Below are 16,948 nucleotides of genomic sequence, written 5' to 3' on the forward strand. Positions count from 1 at the left end.
CTTTCTCTCATTACCGGGCGGGACAAGGGGGGTCCCGCCCGGAATCAATGAATTAATATGCTTGTGTGCCTTACCTTCCTGTTTACCTGATTAGATCTTCGCGGTAATTTCCGGGAAGACCAGGTAAAACATGATATATGCCATGGTCAGTGTCAGCACCAGATTAAGACTCTGGCCGCAAACATAAAGAATGAGTGGCTTACCGCCTTTGAAATACTTCGCCAATTCCCTGAAATTGGTGGACAGGCCTATTGCCGCAAAAGATAGTGAGAAGAACCAGTCACGCAGCAGCCTCGTGCCGCCCCGGACTACACCCTGATCAAGCATTGCATCGGCCATCCCCACGCTCAGGTTGCTGTCAATCAATGAAAACAGGATGGAAGCGACAAGAAACCCGAGAACGAATTTAGGGAAACGATGCCATATCTCTCCCGTCCCGACAGTTCTGCCGGCCTGACGTTCAACTCTCGTACACCAGTACAGGGCAACACAGAACGCGGTAACGCCGATCATGACGTTCTGGATCATCTTGATCGTCGCGGCCACATACATCGCTTTGTCACCAAGAAATGCGCCGGCTGCGGCAACCGCCCCGGTAGAATCGATGGTTCCGCCCATCCAGGCACCGCCAAGAATCTCCGGCATACCCACCGCTTTAATAAACGCGGGCATGGCAATCATCATGATGGCAGTAAAGACCAGCGACAAACCGATGGACAGGGTCAATTCCTCTTTTTTAGCACGGCAGGCTGCCGCTGTGGCAATGGCTGCCGAAGTACCGCACACCGACATATCGGCTGAAATGACGATATTCAATGTTTTTGAAGGCATCTTGATAATTTTCTGGCCGAAAATGAAGGTACAGATCAGCACTATCGGCGTTACCACCCAGGCGACGAAGATGCCCGGAATACCAATGGCCATAATCTTGCCGAAAAGTACTTCCGCACCGAGCAGCACCAGACCGGTTTTGATAAAAAATTCAACCTGGCAGGCCGGCAGTACCCATCTGGGTGTGCCGATGCTGTTGGCAATTATCATTCCAAGAAGAATCCCCCAGGCCTCAGCACCAAAACCGTATTGTTTGGAAATAGCCTGACCGCCGAGCATATAGGCAAGGACCGCGACCAGAAACACAATGACGAAGCCTCTGGCAAATTCCGTAAAGCTCTTTTTCATGAGCGTGATTCCTATACCGAAAATCACGATAAAAAAGGCACACAGTCCAATCAGGCTCGGTATAAGGTTATATGCTTTTTCCGAGGTTTTCTTTTTTGCCGAGGCGACTTTCTTTTCGACAGCCCGCCAGTCAGCTATTTTCGCGGTAGCTTCATCATTGAGAGCTTGATCCTTGAATGCCGCTGCCCCAGCCGCTTCTTCAGCCTTCTGCGCCATAACCAGAGCTGCTGCTGCTTTCGCCTTGGCCTCTTCGTAGGCAGGCATCGCCTTGGCATTCAACGCCTTGGCCTGGGCGTCACTTTTGACGAGTGCATCAAGTGGGTTGTCTTTCCAGGAACCGGGGTGTTTCGTCCAGTGACTGGCAAATTTACCGAATGCGGAACTTGATCCCTTGAGTTTCTGTACGTCGTCATCAGCCTTATACCAGGCGATGGTCTTGAAAGGACTCTTGGCAACTTCACCCGCCTGTACCTGGCTTGCCGCCTCAATTTTCTTGGCAAACTCCTCCCTGGGGCCAAAGCCGAAATAGGCAATGAGGCTTACGGCAATGATGAAAAACCCGAGCCAGATGGCAAGGTAATCCTCCTTCGTCCAGAGATCAGACCAGCTGCTGCCGCCATGATCAATCACTATGTTCGTGTCTGTTTGAGCCATTATTGGTGTCTCCTTGTATTTGATTCTTAGTCCGGTCTGTCGACCACTTCGCTTCGCCTGGGCAATTACAAAAATTATGCCACCCGCATACGGAAAATAATGCTCAACTAATACAATACATTAGTGACTAACAAGACAGAACACCAGCCAACTCCAGTTACCACCTGGCAACTTGAGTTAGCAAAGCAACTTAAAGCGGTTTACACCTTCTTTTTTCTTTACAATCCGATCTGGTCTGCTACAGATAGCACATCGCCAGCCGTATTATGACGACAAAAACCTCTCAGCCTTTACCACCCCGACATATGCATATTCCAAAACCATATTCCCTGCAAAGCAAGTTTATCCTCAGGTTGATTGCCATTCTCATGCTGATCAGTGTCGTCAATTTGACCGGACTCTACTATTTTATGCAGAGTACGGTAGATGAAGAAGTCAGCACCCGGGCAACCATTGTCCTGAATCAGGTCGATGCGGTGCAGAAATACGTGCAGACCAGGCTGCGCCCGAAAATGATTGAGGTGTCGCCCGACAGTTTTATTCTTGAAGCCATGTCATCCTCGTTTATCTCCCGCAGCATCATGGAAACTGCCGATACTGCCGACGCCGACTACGTGTATAGACGGGTGGCAATAAATGCCCGCAATCCGGTCTTTGAAGCAAACGAAGTTGAGCGCGACCTCATCACCTATTTCCGGGAAAACCGGGACAAGGTGATCTGGCAGGGTCTCAAAACCATCAATGAGCAGAGTGTATTTGTCATGGCACGGCCGGTTACGTTTGTACAGAGCTGTATGCTCTGTCACGGAAAAACCGCTGATGCCCCGGTGGAAATGACCAGACAATACGGTGCTACAGGCTTCAACCACCCACAGGACAGTATTGGCGGAGTTGATCTGGTCGGCATTCCCACCGATCGGTACGCGGTAAAAACCATGGCTGAATTCACCCTTTATGTCATGGTATACCTGATTATTTCCGTTCTTGTTCTCTCCATGATCTATTTGAGCTTTCAACGGGTGGTTCTTGTTAATTTACGCACGCTTACCAGCCAGTTTAAAAAGAACTTCCATGATCAGAAAGGCGTCGAATTGCTGCGCAAGGTTGAACACGGCGACGAGATTGAAGAGATGATCGAAAACATGGAAGGGCTCAGTCAGCATCTCTTTGAAACGGATCAGCGCCTCAAAGAGTATGCGGGCAATCTTGAGAAAGAGGTCGATCGACGCACCGAGCAACTGTCCCGCGAGAATGACACCCACAAAAAAGATCTGCACATGCTGGTCAGCGTTCTGGAGTCATTGAAAATCAGCCAGAACCGATCGGAACTCTGGCGTAATGCCCTCCCCCTGCTGGCCGAAAGATTTCTTCTGGTCCGGGTAGCATATATCTGCACCTTTTCCGGCAACCAGGCTTTCACCTGGCCCGACAATGCGCAGCCGCCTGCTCTACCGGAGGATTATGTCCAGATACTGCTGCAGCCGCGGCTTCGGTTCATCGGCAATACGGTTTTCGTCCCCGTCGGCAGTAGTGACGACAACATCGATGGCCTGCTGTATCTCGAGCGCTCCGCAGATGTCTGTTTTACTGAAGACGAGGCGGAAATGCTTACCGCTGTTGGCCGCCAGCTTGGCATTGCCGCTGAAAATCTGGCTGCTCTCGACTCCATCCTCAGCCAGACAAAAGACCTGCAAACCATCTTTGAGGGCGTGCCCGATCCTTTGCTGCTCCTGGATATTGGCGGTTCGGTCATCATGGCCAACAATGCTGCCAATCGACTTATGGATGATCTCTCACAGGAGGACTGTGACAGTGACGACCTCAACTGTCTCCTCAAAGCTGATATCAGAGGCGGTCAGGCGCCGGGAAACTCCGGGCAACTCGCCACACTGGAATCTCGTGAAGTCAAACTGGAGAACGGCCGGAGTTTTATCATCAACACCATTCGTCTCACCCAGCAGGAAAACCTGGCCGCCCGATATGTGGTCGCCGTTCAGGAAGACACCGACAAGAGGAAGATGCTGAGCCAGTTTGTCCAGGCCGAGAAAATGGGTACTGTCGGTAAACTGGCTGCCGGACTGGCACATGAACTCAATAACCCACTCGGAGTGATCCTCTGTTACGCCGAGCTGTTGAAAAAATCCCTGAACAGTGGCCAGCATCAAACCGATGTTGACGTCATCATCAAACACACCCAGCAGGCCCAGGCTGTTCTCCTTGACCTGCTGAATTTTGCCCGCCCCAAGGTTTCAACCGATCGGGAAACAGTCATCGGAGACGTGGCGGAAAGCGTTATTGGCATTTTCAGGGTGCAGGCTGCAAAAAAAGGTGCCAGCCTCTCCTGTAAGCGCGCTGATGCCGGCAGGGCTGTCCGCGTCGAACCCCAGGTTGTCGAACACATTCTCCTGAACCTTCTGCTCAACGCACTCGATGCTTTACCAGATGAAGGTGGATGTATTGCTGTGAACATCGCCGGCGACGCGAAAGAAAAATACCTGTGCCTGACGGTAATGGATAATGGCAGTGGCATCGAACCCTCGATTCTGCCATCCATCTTCGACCCGTTCTTTACCACTAAAGACGTAAACAAGGGTTCCGGGCTTGGACTCGCGGTAATTTACGGCTATATGTTTGAGCTTGGGGGTTCCATTGAGGCTCGAAACCTGCCGGAAGGCGGGTCGGCTTTCGATCTCTATTTTCCCACAGCCCACAAGCCCTGATGGAGGAACGAATGAACGAACGTGTTACCGTACTGCTGGTCGATGATCAACTCGATTTTGTCAACGGACTGTCCCGATTGCTGCTCGCCGAGTTTAAGGATCTTGAGGTACTGACGGCCGAGAGCGGAAAAAGCGGGATTGCTCTGCAGGAAAAAACGGAGGTGCATCTGCTTATCACCGATTTGCAGATGCCGGAGATGAACGGCCTGCAGCTTATGGCAGAGGTAAACCGCCTCCATCCCGCAACCAAGGTTATCATCCTTACCGGTTACGGGACAATTGAAAAAGCTGTCGAAGCCGTGCGGCAGGGGGCCTTTGATTTTCTCACCAAACCGGTCGCCTCAGAGCAGCTCTACCGCACGGTGGGCAAGGCCATCGATTTTATCCGGCTGGAATGGGAAAACCAGCGTCTCCGCGAGATGCTCGCCGGAGGTGGCCAGGACAACCTGCTGGGAGAAAGCAGCGTCATGCGGCAGGTGCGGCAATCAATAGAGGCGGTGGCCGGTACTGATTATCCAGTCCTCATTCAGGGCGAATCCGGCACGGGCAAAGAGCTGGCCTCCCGTATGGTGCATCGTCTCAGCACCCGTGCACAGAGAGCCTATATAGCTATCAACTGCCCGGCAATCCCGGACAGCCTGCTGGAAAGTGAGCTTTTCGGTCATTGCCGTGGAGCCTTCACCGGGGCCGACAGAGACAAGGAAGGACTGTTCTCTGCCGCCAACCATGGCACTCTCCATCTTGATGAAATCGGGGATATCTCCCCGACCATGCAGACCAAAATTCTGCGTTTCCTGCAGGAAGGCGAGGTCCGGCCTGTAGGGTCCACCCGTACACTGAAAACCAATGTGCGGATAATCGCCTCCACCAACCAGCCGCTTGCCAAAAAGGTCGAAGAGAACAGTTTTCGGTCCGACCTCTATTACCGGTTGAACGTCATTGCCATCACCATGCCACCACTTCGAGATCGGGTTGAAGATATTGCGCTGCTAGCCCGATATTTTTTCGAAAAGACCCTCGGTGAAATGAATATTCAGGGGATGACCATAGAACCTGAGGTGCTTTCCTACCTCTCCACCAGGGACTGGCCGGGCAACGTCCGGGAACTGCACAATTACGTCAGGCGCCTGGTCGTGTTCAGCGGGCGTGAAAACATCGACATGATCGCCGTTCAGCGTATCGATTCTCCTGATCAACCGTACTCGATCCTCGAAGATGAACTGGGCCCGTATAAGACGATGAAAGCATTGGTAGCCGACCGGTTTTCCCGCGTCTATATCGAGCAACTCCTCACTGCGACATCGGGCAATGTTTCGGAAGCTTCAAGGATCAGCGGACTGTCCCGCGTAGCCATCGGCAAACTCAGCCAGCGGCTGGGGATCGATCTCGGCAGGTTTCGCTAAATCGCCTGCTGTAGCTTTTTGGGCTACGTCGTCAGGAGCGGGAATCCAGAGTTCTCTTCCATTTTTTCCCGGCAAGACAGTTTGCCTGGGAACGAACCGGGTTCACCTCATGGCAAGAGGGATCCGGTTTTCACATGGGACCTTGGTCTGGCACAAACCGCAGCTGCTCACCCTGATCCCTAATTGCTCTTTTTCCACATGCACAGCAGTCACACTGCGGATATATTGTTTGCACTTCACCTTATCGTGCCCTCTTTGGGAAATGGCACCGGCAGGACATCGACGCATACAGACAAGGCACTTGCCGGTTGCATGGAACAGGCACCACTCGTTATGTTTTGCATAGAGTCTCGGGGTGGCCGTAAACCTCCTGCGCACAACGACCGAACCAACCCGAACGGCTTTTCCGACTGGAGTAATCAAGCCGTCGGATATCCCGAATGTACCAAGTCCACAGGCATGGGCGGCATGACGTTCCGACCATGACGACGCGAATCCGTATCGGCCGGAGAGAGCTCTTGACCATTGAGGAAGCAAAACCGGCGCACAGGCCCGATATCCTTCTGCTTCGAGCAGATCTACCAGGTAACGGCGTAAATTTTCGTTTACCATCTCACCGTAGTGCCGTGCTTTGCTCCATTCAATGCTCGGCAGATCAAGGGACTTCCTTTGCGCCAGACGGGTATGCTCCGTCTGCGGCAGAACCCAGGCAATAACACTCAGCTCATCTGCCCTGGTTTGCTCTTCTGGAAATGCTGACAAAAATGCTTCCTCTGGCGTCCAGTAAAAATCAGGACCAATGTCATGCTTCAGGAATGTAAAGAGTGCGTCCTCTCCATGGGCAACCCCCACCAGAGGTTTGCCAAAAGCCGGTAATGGTGCGCCGGGTTCCAGAGCATTATTGGCTCTATTGTCCATCCAGGATTCAATCTGCTGGGTTATCTGTATCACGGTAATTTCTTGCTCTTTACTGTTTCTTATTGGTAAAGACTTTCGGCCTTCATTCTCTCGAGATTGCGGTGCATTTCGCCAAGCGAAAACTCGGCCTCGGAAATATCATAACGCAACGACTCACGATCCCTTTCAGCGGCTCGTATGTCATGCAATAAATCCCTGCGGCGTCCCGGCTGTACCTGATCACTGACTAACTCTGATTCCATAGAGGATATCTGTTTTCCGATGGCTCCATACTCTCGATGTAAACGTGCGAGGAACATCTCATAGTCTTGAATCTTTTGCAGGTAATCGTAAACGGCCCTGCCCTCACTCATTGCGAACTCGAAATCAGACGCTAATGCTTCTGGACAAACACCATTGTAGACGGCACCACGGGTTCCCTGATAATACCCATTGCTTGGCGTGCACCACTGCGCCAGCCCCTGGAGACGGCCCTGCATATAGGCGTCAACGTCAGGCGCGACATTATATTCGGCACAGGATGTACGATATTCGCCGATACGAGAGGCCTGATACCCTTTCGCACCATCCTCAAACCCTACGCTCTGCCATTGGGCGTTGAGGCATTCCTTTTTACTCATAGCGGCACAGCCGGAAACAAGCAGACCAAAAAGCACGGCCGCAAGCAGTCTGTTTACCACCTTACTTAAATCGATTTTCAAGCCATTCATTGCATATTTACTCCTCCATTCAGATCTCATTTTTTAAATCTCAGTTCCTTTTCGATGAAGTAGAGGCAATATTACATCGAGTTTCTCTGCGCTTCCTTGAGCCAGTCGACAAATCTTCCTCTGGTTTTCTTAAACAAAATCCGCTCGAAGATTTCCCGGTTGTAGAGGTAGAGACAGTGCCTGATCAAGGTGAAAGGGCTGAAGGCTTTGTCGGGGTTCTCCGTGAGAAAATGTTCGTGATACTCTTTGACGATGCTGAGATTATCGTTCAAACATTGATGGAAATCCGATTTTTCAAAGCCACTGTGCAGTTTCAGGATATCGTTGACAAAGTTATCGACCTTGGAGTCATCGAACTCAAAATCTCTGAAGAAATGACCTGCTATCCGCAAGAAATTAAAGGCATTTAATTTCTTGCTGTTGGTAGATCCCCCGCCAGAAATTGCTGCTTCAGGGGTATCGTCGGGCTGCTCGACAATTGGCGCCACCGTTTCCTGTTGCATCAGTTCTCTTGTGGCATTGCGGATTTCCTTGAATTCCCGGTCCGCAAGCTCGAAGAGAGCGGAGAGAATATTGATTCTGCGCTTCAGATCAATAGGGATCGATTTCTTATACTTTATCTTGTGATCCAGCACACTCCAGGCATCCTGAATCAGGGAGCGGATCTGTACCTCGAAAAAATTATCCGCATAGGGTCGGTACTTCGGCAAAGACGCCATCTCATCATTTAAGGCCAGATCCATATGCAGACCTTTGTAACCGAACAATTCTTCTGTCCTCTCCACGGAAGAAATCTTGTCGGTAATGTCGAGAATTCGGAAATGTTGCTGCAGCATTTCCGACAACTGGGCGATCTGGTCTTCATAGAGGCAGACGATGCGGATGCCGATCAGGTCTGAGATGAAAAATCGGATTTCATATGGTTGTTCATCAACCTCGAGCCGGTTCTGATATTTGCGGGTAAACTTTTTGATGCACTCCTCTTTATCCTTGACTCGACCTTCTATCTTCGTCACCTCATCAATGCCCAAGCGTTTGATTAACGAGGTGATAAGGCGGACATAGATGTTCTTGGCGGCAAACAGATGCTTCCGGTTTTTCTCATAAAAATCTCTGAAAGCCTGTTTTTCCTGTTCAAAATCAAAAGAGGCCATTTGGGGCTCTCCATATCATTGATATTTATGGTCGATTGTGTCGCCTTTTCCGTTGTGGTGCGGTCAAATGCCTCTTCATTGGGACACTTAACCAGAGACGTCAAACGGTGACAATATTATTGTCGCATTCTTTATGCAATACTGCAGAGGTCAACCCGTGCGTTTCAATCCTTGTCACCGCCGGACCTTGGTCTTAAAGTTAAGAGAACTTGAAGCTTCAACCAACGGGGAAGAAGCATAAAAGAAAAATAAAGGATGCAATGATGACCGAAAAAAAACAAGCAACTCGAGCAAAGACCCTGGATCCTTTCTGGAAATGTCTGGAATGCGGGACGACCATTCAAGCCGCCACCCCGCCAGAAATCTGTCCAAGCTGCAACCAGCGCTGTGCCTTTAAAGATGTCAGCTGTTATACTCCTGACTGCGGTGGGCCCGGTCATATTGACCCGCAGCTCTGATTGGCGCGGATCCATGGTTTCCCTGCGGCGCGCCGTCCTGCATAGGTTTTTATTGCAAGAGCGGTCACCAGGACGGCTTTTTGTCGGGGCATTTGGCGGACCCTTTTACAGCGTATGAGAAGCGAGTCAAGAGTTGACTTGCAAGAAGACACGTGGCACGCACTGCGGGTAAAAGAAGAGACAGCACATGGCGAAGATACTGATCACTATCGGCATTACCCTCACCCTCCTCGGCCTTTGCTGGCCACTGCTGCAAAAATTGCATCTGGGCCGGCTGCCGGGTGATCTGGTCTTCAAGACCGGGAATTTTAAATTTTACTTTCCCCTTACCACCTGCATTGTTATTTCGCTGGTGCTGTCTATCCTGTTCTGGATTTTCCGGAAATGACTCATCTCCGCGAGACGTGAACACAGCCGCGACCACTCAGCCTCACTCAGGCTTTTTCAAGCTGCGATAATAGCTGTCGCTGGTATATATTGCCGCCAGTGGATTATGGCCGAGGAGCCGGTCTTTCACGGCCAGGACCGTAACCGGCGCCTGGGCATGGCGAATGAACAGCGAGTCATGGCCAACGCACAGGCCCAGCAGGACATTCAGTTCCGCCCCGCTGTCATTGGCGACCAGAGCCTGCATCACCGGGTTGCACATGGTCTCGACCTCCGCCCCCGGGTCGACATAATCTTCCTGCGTCAATCCCAGCCCGCTTTTAGGCATGCGTCCTACCTTGCAGACCACGGAGACGGTTTCAAAACCATGATTCTCGAACATTTCGTGAACGATGGCGGCCTCCCGTCGCAGACCGACGCAAAAGATCAGCGCCAACCGTTTATAATCCATTCGCCCGGCAAACTCGATTATTTCCTGAATGCGGGTTTTTATTGGATGCACATGTTCGTAGCCAAGCTCTCGGTCACCGTAAGCCCTGGATTCCTGGATCGAACAGTTTCGCGAAAATTCAAGAAGCGCCGGTTCGCTGATCAGAGCCTGAGCCTCCTTCGCCAGATCCCTGCGCAAGGAAGGGCAATTTTCCGGCCCCTTGCCGCCGCGACCACGACAGTATCTCTCGGACCAATCGTAAGGACACAGAGCACAACCGGGCATTTCTTTTGTCTGCATAACCTCTCCTTTTCAGCACTTCGAAAAAATTGTCTGTCTCTTTTTACCCCCTAGTAGGTGCAGATGACAAGCGTTTTCATTTTTTTTGGGGATTGCCACGAAGCATCAGCTATATGAGGATATGAGGTGGCAGAAATGCATGAAAAAGAATATAGTTTCCCTACTTCCGGCAAGCGAGCAGAGCAGCAGATGCCTGACTACCATCTCACATCCCTCTGCATCGTCAACAGAATGCCCAGCTCAATACGCTGACACGGATCGTCTGAGATGCACCCTCCCTTCTTTATAACATTTACCTGACAAGAGACCCTATGAAAAGCATGAGAAGAAAAGACCGGGAGATCAGCAAGCAGGAAGCAGTTGCGTTGCTCGATTCCGCCGAATACGGAGTATTGTCCACAGTCGGCAAAGACCACCAACCGTATGGTGTGCCGTTAAACTATGTGTATAAAAACAATTGTATCTATTTCCATTGTGCTCTCAGCGGACAGAAACTTGACAACCTCGAAGACAATCCAAAGGTGTCTTTTTGCGTTGTCGGCACAACCAGAATTTTGCCGGATCAATTTGCCACCGAATATGAAAGTACCGTGGCATCCGGCATCGCGTCAGAAGTTAAAGACGAGCAGCGGTATACCGCTCTGCGATGGCTTGTGGAGAAATACAGCCCGGCGTTTATCGAAGAAGGCAATCACTATATTGAACAAAAAGAGCAGGCGGCAAAAGTCTTCATGATCAAAATTACGCATATCAGCGGGAAGGCTCGAAGATAGAGGAAGAGATGCGGACTTCATTTCTGCTTGAATTATTCAAGCGACTGTTTTACAAACCTGTTTAAATAATACATTTAATAGATACGGCAAACCTCACAAAGAACCGCTGCGCACCATCATTGTCGACATTATGCAGATCGCCCCTGGAGCAGAAAGACCTAAATCCCGTGCTGTGCGCTTTATCGGCCAGTGTATCTGCTCCACCCCGGCACAGCGGTCATCCGCAAGGTCTTCGCCGCCCCCCGGCAACAGAAGACAATCCTGACCAACTGGCTGACGCTGTCTGGCTCTTTTTCCCGGAGAAATTGCCAGGATTAAAGAGGCATTTCTTTCACTAACGAAGGCAGAAATATGAAAAAAAGATTGCGCATTATTCTTCCCCTTGCGGCACTCGTCATTGGCGGTATTTTTGCATTCAATCTCCTCACCCAGCAAAAAGACAGTTCAACATTGCGGTTTTCCGGCAATATCGAGGTTACCGAAACCCAGATGAGCTTCAGGATTCCGGGGCGCATGCAAGAACGGCTGGTGGAAGAAGGCGATACGGTGAAAGAACGTCAGCCGTTGGCCAGGCTGGACAAAAGTGATCAGACCATTGCCCTGGCCCAGGCTGAAGCCAATCTGGCGTACTCCCGATCAGTGCTCGCGGAGCTTGAAGCGGGCAGCCGCCCGGAAGATATTGCCCGGTCCGAAGCCGCAGTCATGCAGGCCCGGCAAACTCTGACGGAATTGCAGAACGGCAGCCGCAGCCAGGACATCGAGAGTGCCAGGGCGGACCTCGACAGCGCCAAGGCAGCCGAACAATCAGCTATCGTCCAGTTAAAACAGGCCAGAATTGATCAAAACCGGTATATCAGTCTCTACAAAGAAAAGGGTGTCAGCAAAAATACCCTTGAAACCTATCAGATAAACTTTGAGACTGCCGAAAACCGGGCCAAGGAGGCCGCCGCGCAGACAAAAGCGGCAAAGCTGCGACTCGAGCTCCTCAGGATCGGCCCACGCATCGAACAGCTGCATAAGGCAGAGGCTGCTCTGCAGCAGGCGGAAGCAGAATATGCCCTGATCAAGGCCGGCCCGCGGCAGGAAACTATCGAGCAGGCACGGGCCAAAGTCAAGGTCGCCCTGGAGACGGTCAGCCAGGCCAAACAACAGCTGATCTATACCGAGTTGGCTGCTCCCATGAATGGTGTGGTGCTCAGCACTTCGGCCGAGGCGGGGGAATATCTCAATACCGCCTCGCCGGTGCTCACCCTCGGCCAGATGGATAAACCGTGGCTGCGTGCCTATATCCACGAAAGCGATCTTGGCCGAATAAAGCTTGGCCAGCAGGTCGAGGTGACAACCGATGCCTTCCCGGGCAAGACCTATTCCGGGCGGGTGAGCTACATCAGCAGCCAGGCCGAATTTACCCCAAAGACGGTGCAGACCTTTGAAGAACGGGTCAAACTCATGTACCGGATCAAGGTTCTGCTCGAGAATCCCGAACATGAACTGAAACCCGGTATGCCCGCCGACGGACATATAGACTTCGGCAGCCGGTAAAATGAGTATTCCCGCCGACGAGACTCCCACACGCCGACAGACGGCGACAGAAAACGCATCCCCTGCTATTGTTGCAGACGGACTTACCAAGAAATTTGGTGCGCTCACTGCTGTCGATCAGTTGCGTCTCACGGTCTTTCCCGGCGAAATCTTCGGCTTGGTCGGCCCGGACGGGGCGGGCAAATCGACCAGCCTCCGCATGCTCGCCACCATCATGGATGCTGATTCGGGAACCGCCCGGATTGCCGGTTTTGATACCTTGCACGAGGCGGCAGAAGTCAAAGACCAGCTGGCCTATATGAGCCAGAGATTCGGCCTGTATCAGGATCTCACCGTCGGTGAAAATATCGATTTTTATGCCGATCTGTACGGCATGAGCCGTAAAGGCAGACAAAAGCGCATCGAAGAGCTGCTCGATTTCAGCCATATGCGCCCCTTTATCCGGCGCCGGGCAGGTGCTCTCTCCGGCGGCATGAAACAAAAACTCCAGCTGGTTTGCGCCCTTATCCACACCCCGAAGGTCCTCCTGCTCGACGAGCCAACCAATGGCGTCGACCCGGTGAGTCGTCGGGATTTCTGGCGAATCCTCAATCAACTGCGCGAGCAGGAGGTGGCGGTGCTGATCACCACCGCCTATCTCGATGAGGCGGAACGCTGCGACCGGGTCGGCCTGATCGACCAGGGCAGACTCATGGCCGTCGGTACTCCAGGTGAAATAAAACAACTGATGGATGGCCGGATACTGGCGATCAGATCCCGGCAGGCGAGAAAAATAATCGGTCTGCTCCGCGCAAAACCCTTCACCAAAAGCGTCAATCTCTTTGGCGATACGGTCCACCTGGTCTGCCGGGACAGTAAAGATACTCACGACCAGGTCGTCGATCTGCTGCAACGGGAAAAAATCGACTTTGCCCAGGTTCGCGAGACCCAGCCGTCTCTTGAAGATGTTTTTGTCAGCCTGCTCGGCAAGATCGATCAGCCACCCCCGGAAACTGAGAAGAGCGCACAGATCGCAATGGACGGAGCGACAGACATCGCCTCCCTCGCCGTGCAGGTGGAACACCTGACCCGACGATTCGGCACCTTCACCGCCGTTGATGATATCGGCTTTCAGGTAAAAAAGGGGGAAATCTTTGGTTTTCTCGGGCCGAACGGCGCCGGCAAAAGCACCACCATCCGCATGCTCTGCGGGCTGCTCAGCCCCAGTTCCGGCAGCGGGACGGTGGCCGGCTTTGATATCCTGAGCCAAACCGAACAGATAAAGCTGCATATCGGTTATATGAGTCAGAAGTTTTCCCTCTATGAAGATCTCACCGTCACGGAAAACATCGGTTTTTACGGCGGCATCTACGGCCTGAGCGGTACGCGACTGGAGCAGCGCCTCGACTGGGCGGTGGAGATGGCCGGCCTGCACGACCATCGAACCAGCCTTACCGCCATTCTCAGCGGCGGCTGGAAACAGCGTCTCGCCCTCGCCTGCGCCATCCTGCATGAACCGCCGATCATCTTTCTTGACGAACCGACCAGCGGCGTCGATCCTCTCAGCCGCCGACAGTTCTGGGACCTCATTTACTCCATGGCCGATCAGGGCATCACCGTCTTCGTCACGACCCATTACATGGAAGAAGCCGAATACTGCGACCGCATCGCCCTGATCTACGATGGGAAAATGATCGCATCCGGATCGCCGATGGAGCTGAAGACCATGTTCATGCAGGATAAAATTATCGATTTGCGCTGTGTCGATCCCCAGAGCCTGATTGCTCCACTGAAGACTTTGCCGGAGGTTCGTGATGCGGCGCTTTTCGGTTCCGGCCTGCATATCGTTGCCGCAGATGACCAGACTGCCACCGCAGCAATCAGGCAACTTCTTACCGACCGTGGCCTTGATCAAGACACCTTTGTCATGGAAACTATCCTGCCGAGCATGGAGGATGTTTTTATCTCACTTATCGAAGAGGTGGACCGCAAAAAAGACCGCGAGAAAGACAGTGAGGTTGATAAACAATGAACTTCAGACGTCTCACCGCGGTGGCCCGCAAAGAATCCCTGCACCTGGTGCGCGACTGGCGGAGCCTGACTTTAGCCCTGGCCATTCCGCTGATCCTCATCCTGCTCTACGGCTACGCCCTCACCCTGGATCTGCGGCTGGTGCCGACAGTGGTCTGGGATCAGTCGCGTACTCCCGAGAGCCGCGAGCTGCTCAGTCTCTTTCAGAGTTCGCCCTATTTTGCCATCAAAGGTTTTCATGACGATTACCCCGGCCTGCAAAAAGAACTCGACCGGGGCAGCGCCATGGTCGCCCTGGTTATCCCCGGGGATTTTGCCGGCAAGGTGCAGGCGGCCAAGCCGGTAAAAATTCAGATCATCGGTGACGGTAGCGATGCCAACACCTCCCGGCTGGCCATGGGGTATGCGGCAAACATCGGGACCATCTATGCCCTGGAGGTTGCCTCAGAACAGAAGCAGAACCAAGGACGGGGGGAGCTGAAGCAGCCAATGGAATTAATCCAGCGATCCTGGTACAACCCCGACCTGCGCAGCCAGAACGTGCTCATCCCCGGGATCATTGCCCTGGTCATGATCGTTGTCGCGGCGTTGCTGACCAGTACCACTATAGCAAAAGAATGGGAGACAGGGACCATGGAACAGCTGATCAGCACCCCGCTTCGCGGCCCCGAGCTGATCTTTGGTAAAGTCATCCCTTATTTCTGTATCGGCATGGCGGATGTGGCCATGGCAGTGCTGATCGGTAAATGGATCTTCAATGTGCCGATCGTCGGCAACGCCGCGCTGCTCTTTATCCTTTCCGCCTTTTTTCTGACCGGAGCCCTCTTTTTCGGGATGACACTGAGTATTAAACTTAAATCCCAGGTCCTGGCCAATCAGCTGGCTATCATTGCCGGTTTTCTGCCGACACTCATCCTCAGCGGTTTCGTCTTCGCCATCGAAAACATGCCGGTCCCCCTGCAGTTCCTCACCTATATTGTCCCTGCCCGGTATTTCATTGCGATCCTGCGCGGCATCTACCTCAAAGGCATCGGTCTGGAAATACTCTGGCTCGATGCCTTGTTTTTAGTACTCTACGCGCTTTTGATGATCGTTATTGCCAACCGTAATTTTTCCTTCAAACTGGAGTAAGAGATGCTGCAACGCCTTTACCGCATGCTCATCAAGGAATTTTTACAGATGCTGCGCGATCCACGGATGCGGGTGGTTATTTTCGGCATGCCGGTTATCCAGCTGACCATCATGGCCTTTGCCCTCACCACCGATGTGACCGATATCCGCCTGGCTGTGCTGGACATGGATAAAACTCCGGCCTCAAGAGAGCTGATCAGCGCCTTTACCGCCGGCAATTATTTCCGTATTACCGACAATCTCATGTCCGAAAGGGAGATCACCCCCCTGCTCGACCGCAGTGATGTCCGGGCGGTACTGCAGATCCCGTTTGGCTTCAGCAAAGATATCCTCACCGAGCAGACGGCGGGGGTGCAGCTCATCACCGACGGCACCGACAGCAACAGCACCTCCATCGCCCTCGGCTATGCGGGGTTTATTGTCAGTGACTATAACGATAAACGACTGGCAGAACGGCTGGGCAGAAAGGGCACCACCATCTCACCGGTGCAGATAACCACCGAAAGCCGCGCCTGGTACAATACCAACCAGGAGAGCAAGTTTTATTACGTCCCGGCATTGATTGCCACCATGCTCTATATCTTCAGCCTGCTGCTGACCAGTATCGGCATCGTTCGGGAAAAAGAAATCGGCACTATCGAGCAGGTGATGGTCACCCCCATCCGCGGTATCGAATTTATCCTTGGCAAAACAATTCCTTATATGATCACCGGCTATATCACCATGTCAATAATGCTCATCGTCGCCTTTTTCCTCTTTGGCGTCCATGTGCGGGGCAGCCTGCTGCTGCTCTATGGTCTGACCGGAATCTACCTGGCCGGCAACATGGGAATCGCCCTTCTCATCAGCGGCAGTGCCGCGACCCAGCAGCAGGCGCTGCTCACCAGTTTTCTGATCCTCATGCCCTCGGTCATGCTGAGCGGCTTTATGTTCCCAATCAGCAATATGCCCGATCCGGTCCGCTACGCCACCGTCATCAACCCAATGCGCTGGTATCTTGATATCCTGCGGGGCATCGTCATGAAAGATGTCGGGATTTCCGCCCTCTGGCCGGCAATTGTTGCCCAGACTGTTCTGTCTGTCACTTTTCTGACCCTTGCCATAAGCAGGTTTAAAAAGACCTTATCCTAACAGCCATTGTAAAATCGAGCCATCGCCTCTTCCCTCTTCCCCCTCTTT

14 protein-coding genes are annotated in these 16,948 nt (G+C 52.5%); 9 read left to right on the forward strand and 5 right to left on the reverse strand.

Annotation, left to right across the window (positions count from 1 at the left end):
* Nucleotides 1-90: 90 nt before the first annotated feature.
* Complete coding sequence (locus tag FCL47_RS03575) at nucleotides 91-1,833, reverse strand: YeiH family protein (RefSeq protein WP_136812063.1); 1,743 nt, start codon at nucleotides 1,831-1,833, stop codon at nucleotides 91-93.
* A gap of 266 nt (nucleotides 1,834-2,099) precedes the next feature.
* Between FCL47_RS03575 and FCL47_RS03580 the strand changes: the two genes are divergently transcribed.
* Both FCL47_RS03580 and FCL47_RS03585 read left to right on the forward strand, forming a co-directional pair.
* Complete coding sequence (locus tag FCL47_RS03580) at nucleotides 2,100-4,553, forward strand: DUF3365 domain-containing protein (protein WP_136812064.1); 2,454 nt, start codon at nucleotides 2,100-2,102, stop codon at nucleotides 4,551-4,553.
* Nucleotides 4,554-4,564: 11 nt separating this feature from the next.
* On the forward strand, nucleotides 4,565-5,956 hold the full coding sequence (locus FCL47_RS03585; RefSeq protein WP_136812065.1) for a sigma-54 dependent transcriptional regulator: 1,392 nt from the start codon (nucleotides 4,565-4,567) through the stop codon (nucleotides 5,954-5,956).
* A 102-nt stretch (nucleotides 5,957-6,058) separates the two neighbouring features.
* Here FCL47_RS03585 and FCL47_RS03590 read toward each other — a convergent pair whose 3' ends face one another.
* From FCL47_RS03590 to FCL47_RS03600, 3 genes are all read right to left on the reverse strand, one after another.
* Nucleotides 6,059-6,907 carry a 4Fe-4S ferredoxin gene (locus tag FCL47_RS03590; protein WP_136812066.1) on the reverse strand — a complete coding sequence of 283 codons (849 nt, stop codon included), beginning with the start codon at nucleotides 6,905-6,907 and terminating at the stop codon, nucleotides 6,059-6,061.
* Nucleotides 6,908-6,933: 26 nt separating this feature from the next.
* Nucleotides 6,934-7,584, reverse strand: a complete 651-nt coding sequence (locus FCL47_RS03595) for a DUF2799 domain-containing protein (protein ID WP_167496345.1) — start codon at nucleotides 7,582-7,584, stop codon at nucleotides 6,934-6,936.
* Between the two features lie 71 nt (nucleotides 7,585-7,655).
* Entirely contained in the window at nucleotides 7,656-8,738 is a 1,083-nt protein-coding gene (locus FCL47_RS03600; protein WP_136812068.1) for a GTP pyrophosphokinase family protein, read from the reverse strand.
* Nucleotides 8,739-8,998: 260 nt separating this feature from the next.
* Here FCL47_RS03600 and FCL47_RS03605 point away from each other — a divergent pair, with 260 nt between their 5' ends.
* Together FCL47_RS03605 and FCL47_RS03610 are read left to right on the forward strand one after the other, a co-directional pair.
* Complete coding sequence (locus tag FCL47_RS03605) at nucleotides 8,999-9,196, forward strand: rubredoxin-like domain-containing protein (RefSeq protein ID WP_240744117.1); 198 nt, start codon at nucleotides 8,999-9,001, stop codon at nucleotides 9,194-9,196.
* 187 nt (nucleotides 9,197-9,383) lie between these two features.
* Nucleotides 9,384-9,584 carry a DUF2905 domain-containing protein gene (locus FCL47_RS03610; protein WP_136812069.1) on the forward strand — a complete coding sequence of 67 codons (201 nt, stop codon included), beginning with the start codon at nucleotides 9,384-9,386 and terminating at the stop codon, nucleotides 9,582-9,584.
* A 42-nt stretch (nucleotides 9,585-9,626) separates the two neighbouring features.
* Here the strand turns inward: FCL47_RS03610 and FCL47_RS03615 are convergent, their stop codons facing one another.
* A complete protein-coding gene (locus FCL47_RS03615) occupies nucleotides 9,627-10,313 on the reverse strand; it encodes a DUF1847 domain-containing protein (RefSeq protein WP_136812070.1) in 687 nt (228 codons plus the stop codon).
* 311 nt (nucleotides 10,314-10,624) lie between these two features.
* Here FCL47_RS03615 and FCL47_RS03620 point away from each other — a divergent pair, with 311 nt between their 5' ends.
* The 5 genes from FCL47_RS03620 to FCL47_RS03640 all read left to right on the forward strand — a co-directional run bounded on the left by FCL47_RS03620 (nucleotide 10,625) and on the right by FCL47_RS03640 (nucleotide 16,900).
* Nucleotides 10,625-11,086, forward strand: a complete 462-nt coding sequence (locus FCL47_RS03620; protein WP_136812071.1) for a pyridoxamine 5'-phosphate oxidase family protein — start codon at nucleotides 10,625-10,627, stop codon at nucleotides 11,084-11,086.
* 351 nt (nucleotides 11,087-11,437) lie between these two features.
* Nucleotides 11,438-12,628: an efflux RND transporter periplasmic adaptor subunit gene (locus tag FCL47_RS03625; protein ID WP_136812072.1), complete on the forward strand. Its 1,191-nt coding sequence runs from the start codon at nucleotides 11,438-11,440 to the stop codon at nucleotides 12,626-12,628.
* A 1-nt stretch (nucleotide 12,629) separates the two neighbouring features.
* A complete protein-coding gene (locus tag FCL47_RS03630; protein WP_136812073.1) occupies nucleotides 12,630-14,639 on the forward strand; it encodes an ATP-binding cassette domain-containing protein in 2,010 nt (669 codons plus the stop codon).
* Nucleotides 14,636-15,769: an ABC transporter permease gene (locus FCL47_RS03635; protein ID WP_136812074.1), complete on the forward strand. Its 1,134-nt coding sequence runs from the start codon at nucleotides 14,636-14,638 to the stop codon at nucleotides 15,767-15,769. Before FCL47_RS03630 ends, FCL47_RS03635 begins: the two co-directional genes overlap by 4 nt.
* A 3-nt stretch (nucleotides 15,770-15,772) precedes the next feature.
* Nucleotides 15,773-16,900 (forward strand): ABC transporter permease, encoded by a 1,128-nt coding sequence (locus FCL47_RS03640; RefSeq protein ID WP_136812075.1) that lies wholly within the window; start codon nucleotides 15,773-15,775, stop codon nucleotides 16,898-16,900.
* Nucleotides 16,901-16,948: the final 48 nt, after the last annotated feature.

Source organism: Desulfopila sp. IMCC35006 (assembly GCF_005116645.1).
In the GTDB taxonomy this organism is placed as follows: Bacteria; Desulfobacterota; Desulfobulbia; order Desulfobulbales; family Desulfocapsaceae; genus Desulforhopalus_A.

Excerpts from the sequence above, each read along its gene's own strand:
- FCL47_RS03600 (WP_136812068.1), bottom strand. The coding sequence starts at position 8,738 with ATGGCCTCTTTTGATTTTGAACAGGAAAAACAGGCTTTCAGAGATTTT.
- FCL47_RS03625 (WP_136812072.1), top strand. The coding sequence starts at position 11,438 with ATGAAAAAAAGATTGCGCATTATTCTTCCCCTTGCGGCACTCGTCATT.
- FCL47_RS03640 (WP_136812075.1), top strand. The coding sequence starts at position 15,773 with ATGCTGCAACGCCTTTACCGCATGCTCATCAAGGAATTTTTACAGATG.
- FCL47_RS03635 (WP_136812074.1), top strand. The coding sequence starts at position 14,636 with ATGAACTTCAGACGTCTCACCGCGGTGGCCCGCAAAGAATCCCTGCAC.
- FCL47_RS03605 (WP_240744117.1), top strand. The coding sequence starts at position 8,999 with ATGATGACCGAAAAAAAACAAGCAACTCGAGCAAAGACCCTGGATCCT.
- FCL47_RS03585 (WP_136812065.1), top strand. The coding sequence starts at position 4,565 with ATGAACGAACGTGTTACCGTACTGCTGGTCGATGATCAACTCGATTTT.
- FCL47_RS03610 (WP_136812069.1), top strand. The coding sequence starts at position 9,384 with ATGGCGAAGATACTGATCACTATCGGCATTACCCTCACCCTCCTCGGC.
- FCL47_RS03595 (WP_167496345.1), bottom strand. The coding sequence starts at position 7,584 with ATGAATGGCTTGAAAATCGATTTAAGTAAGGTGGTAAACAGACTGCTT.
- FCL47_RS03630 (WP_136812073.1), top strand. The coding sequence starts at position 12,630 with ATGAGTATTCCCGCCGACGAGACTCCCACACGCCGACAGACGGCGACA.
- FCL47_RS03620 (WP_136812071.1), top strand. The coding sequence starts at position 10,625 with ATGAAAAGCATGAGAAGAAAAGACCGGGAGATCAGCAAGCAGGAAGCA.
- FCL47_RS03615 (WP_136812070.1), bottom strand. The coding sequence starts at position 10,313 with ATGCAGACAAAAGAAATGCCCGGTTGTGCTCTGTGTCCTTACGATTGG.
- FCL47_RS03580 (WP_136812064.1), top strand. The coding sequence starts at position 2,100 with ATGACGACAAAAACCTCTCAGCCTTTACCACCCCGACATATGCATATT.
- FCL47_RS03575 (WP_136812063.1), bottom strand. The coding sequence starts at position 1,833 with ATGGCTCAAACAGACACGAACATAGTGATTGATCATGGCGGCAGCAGC.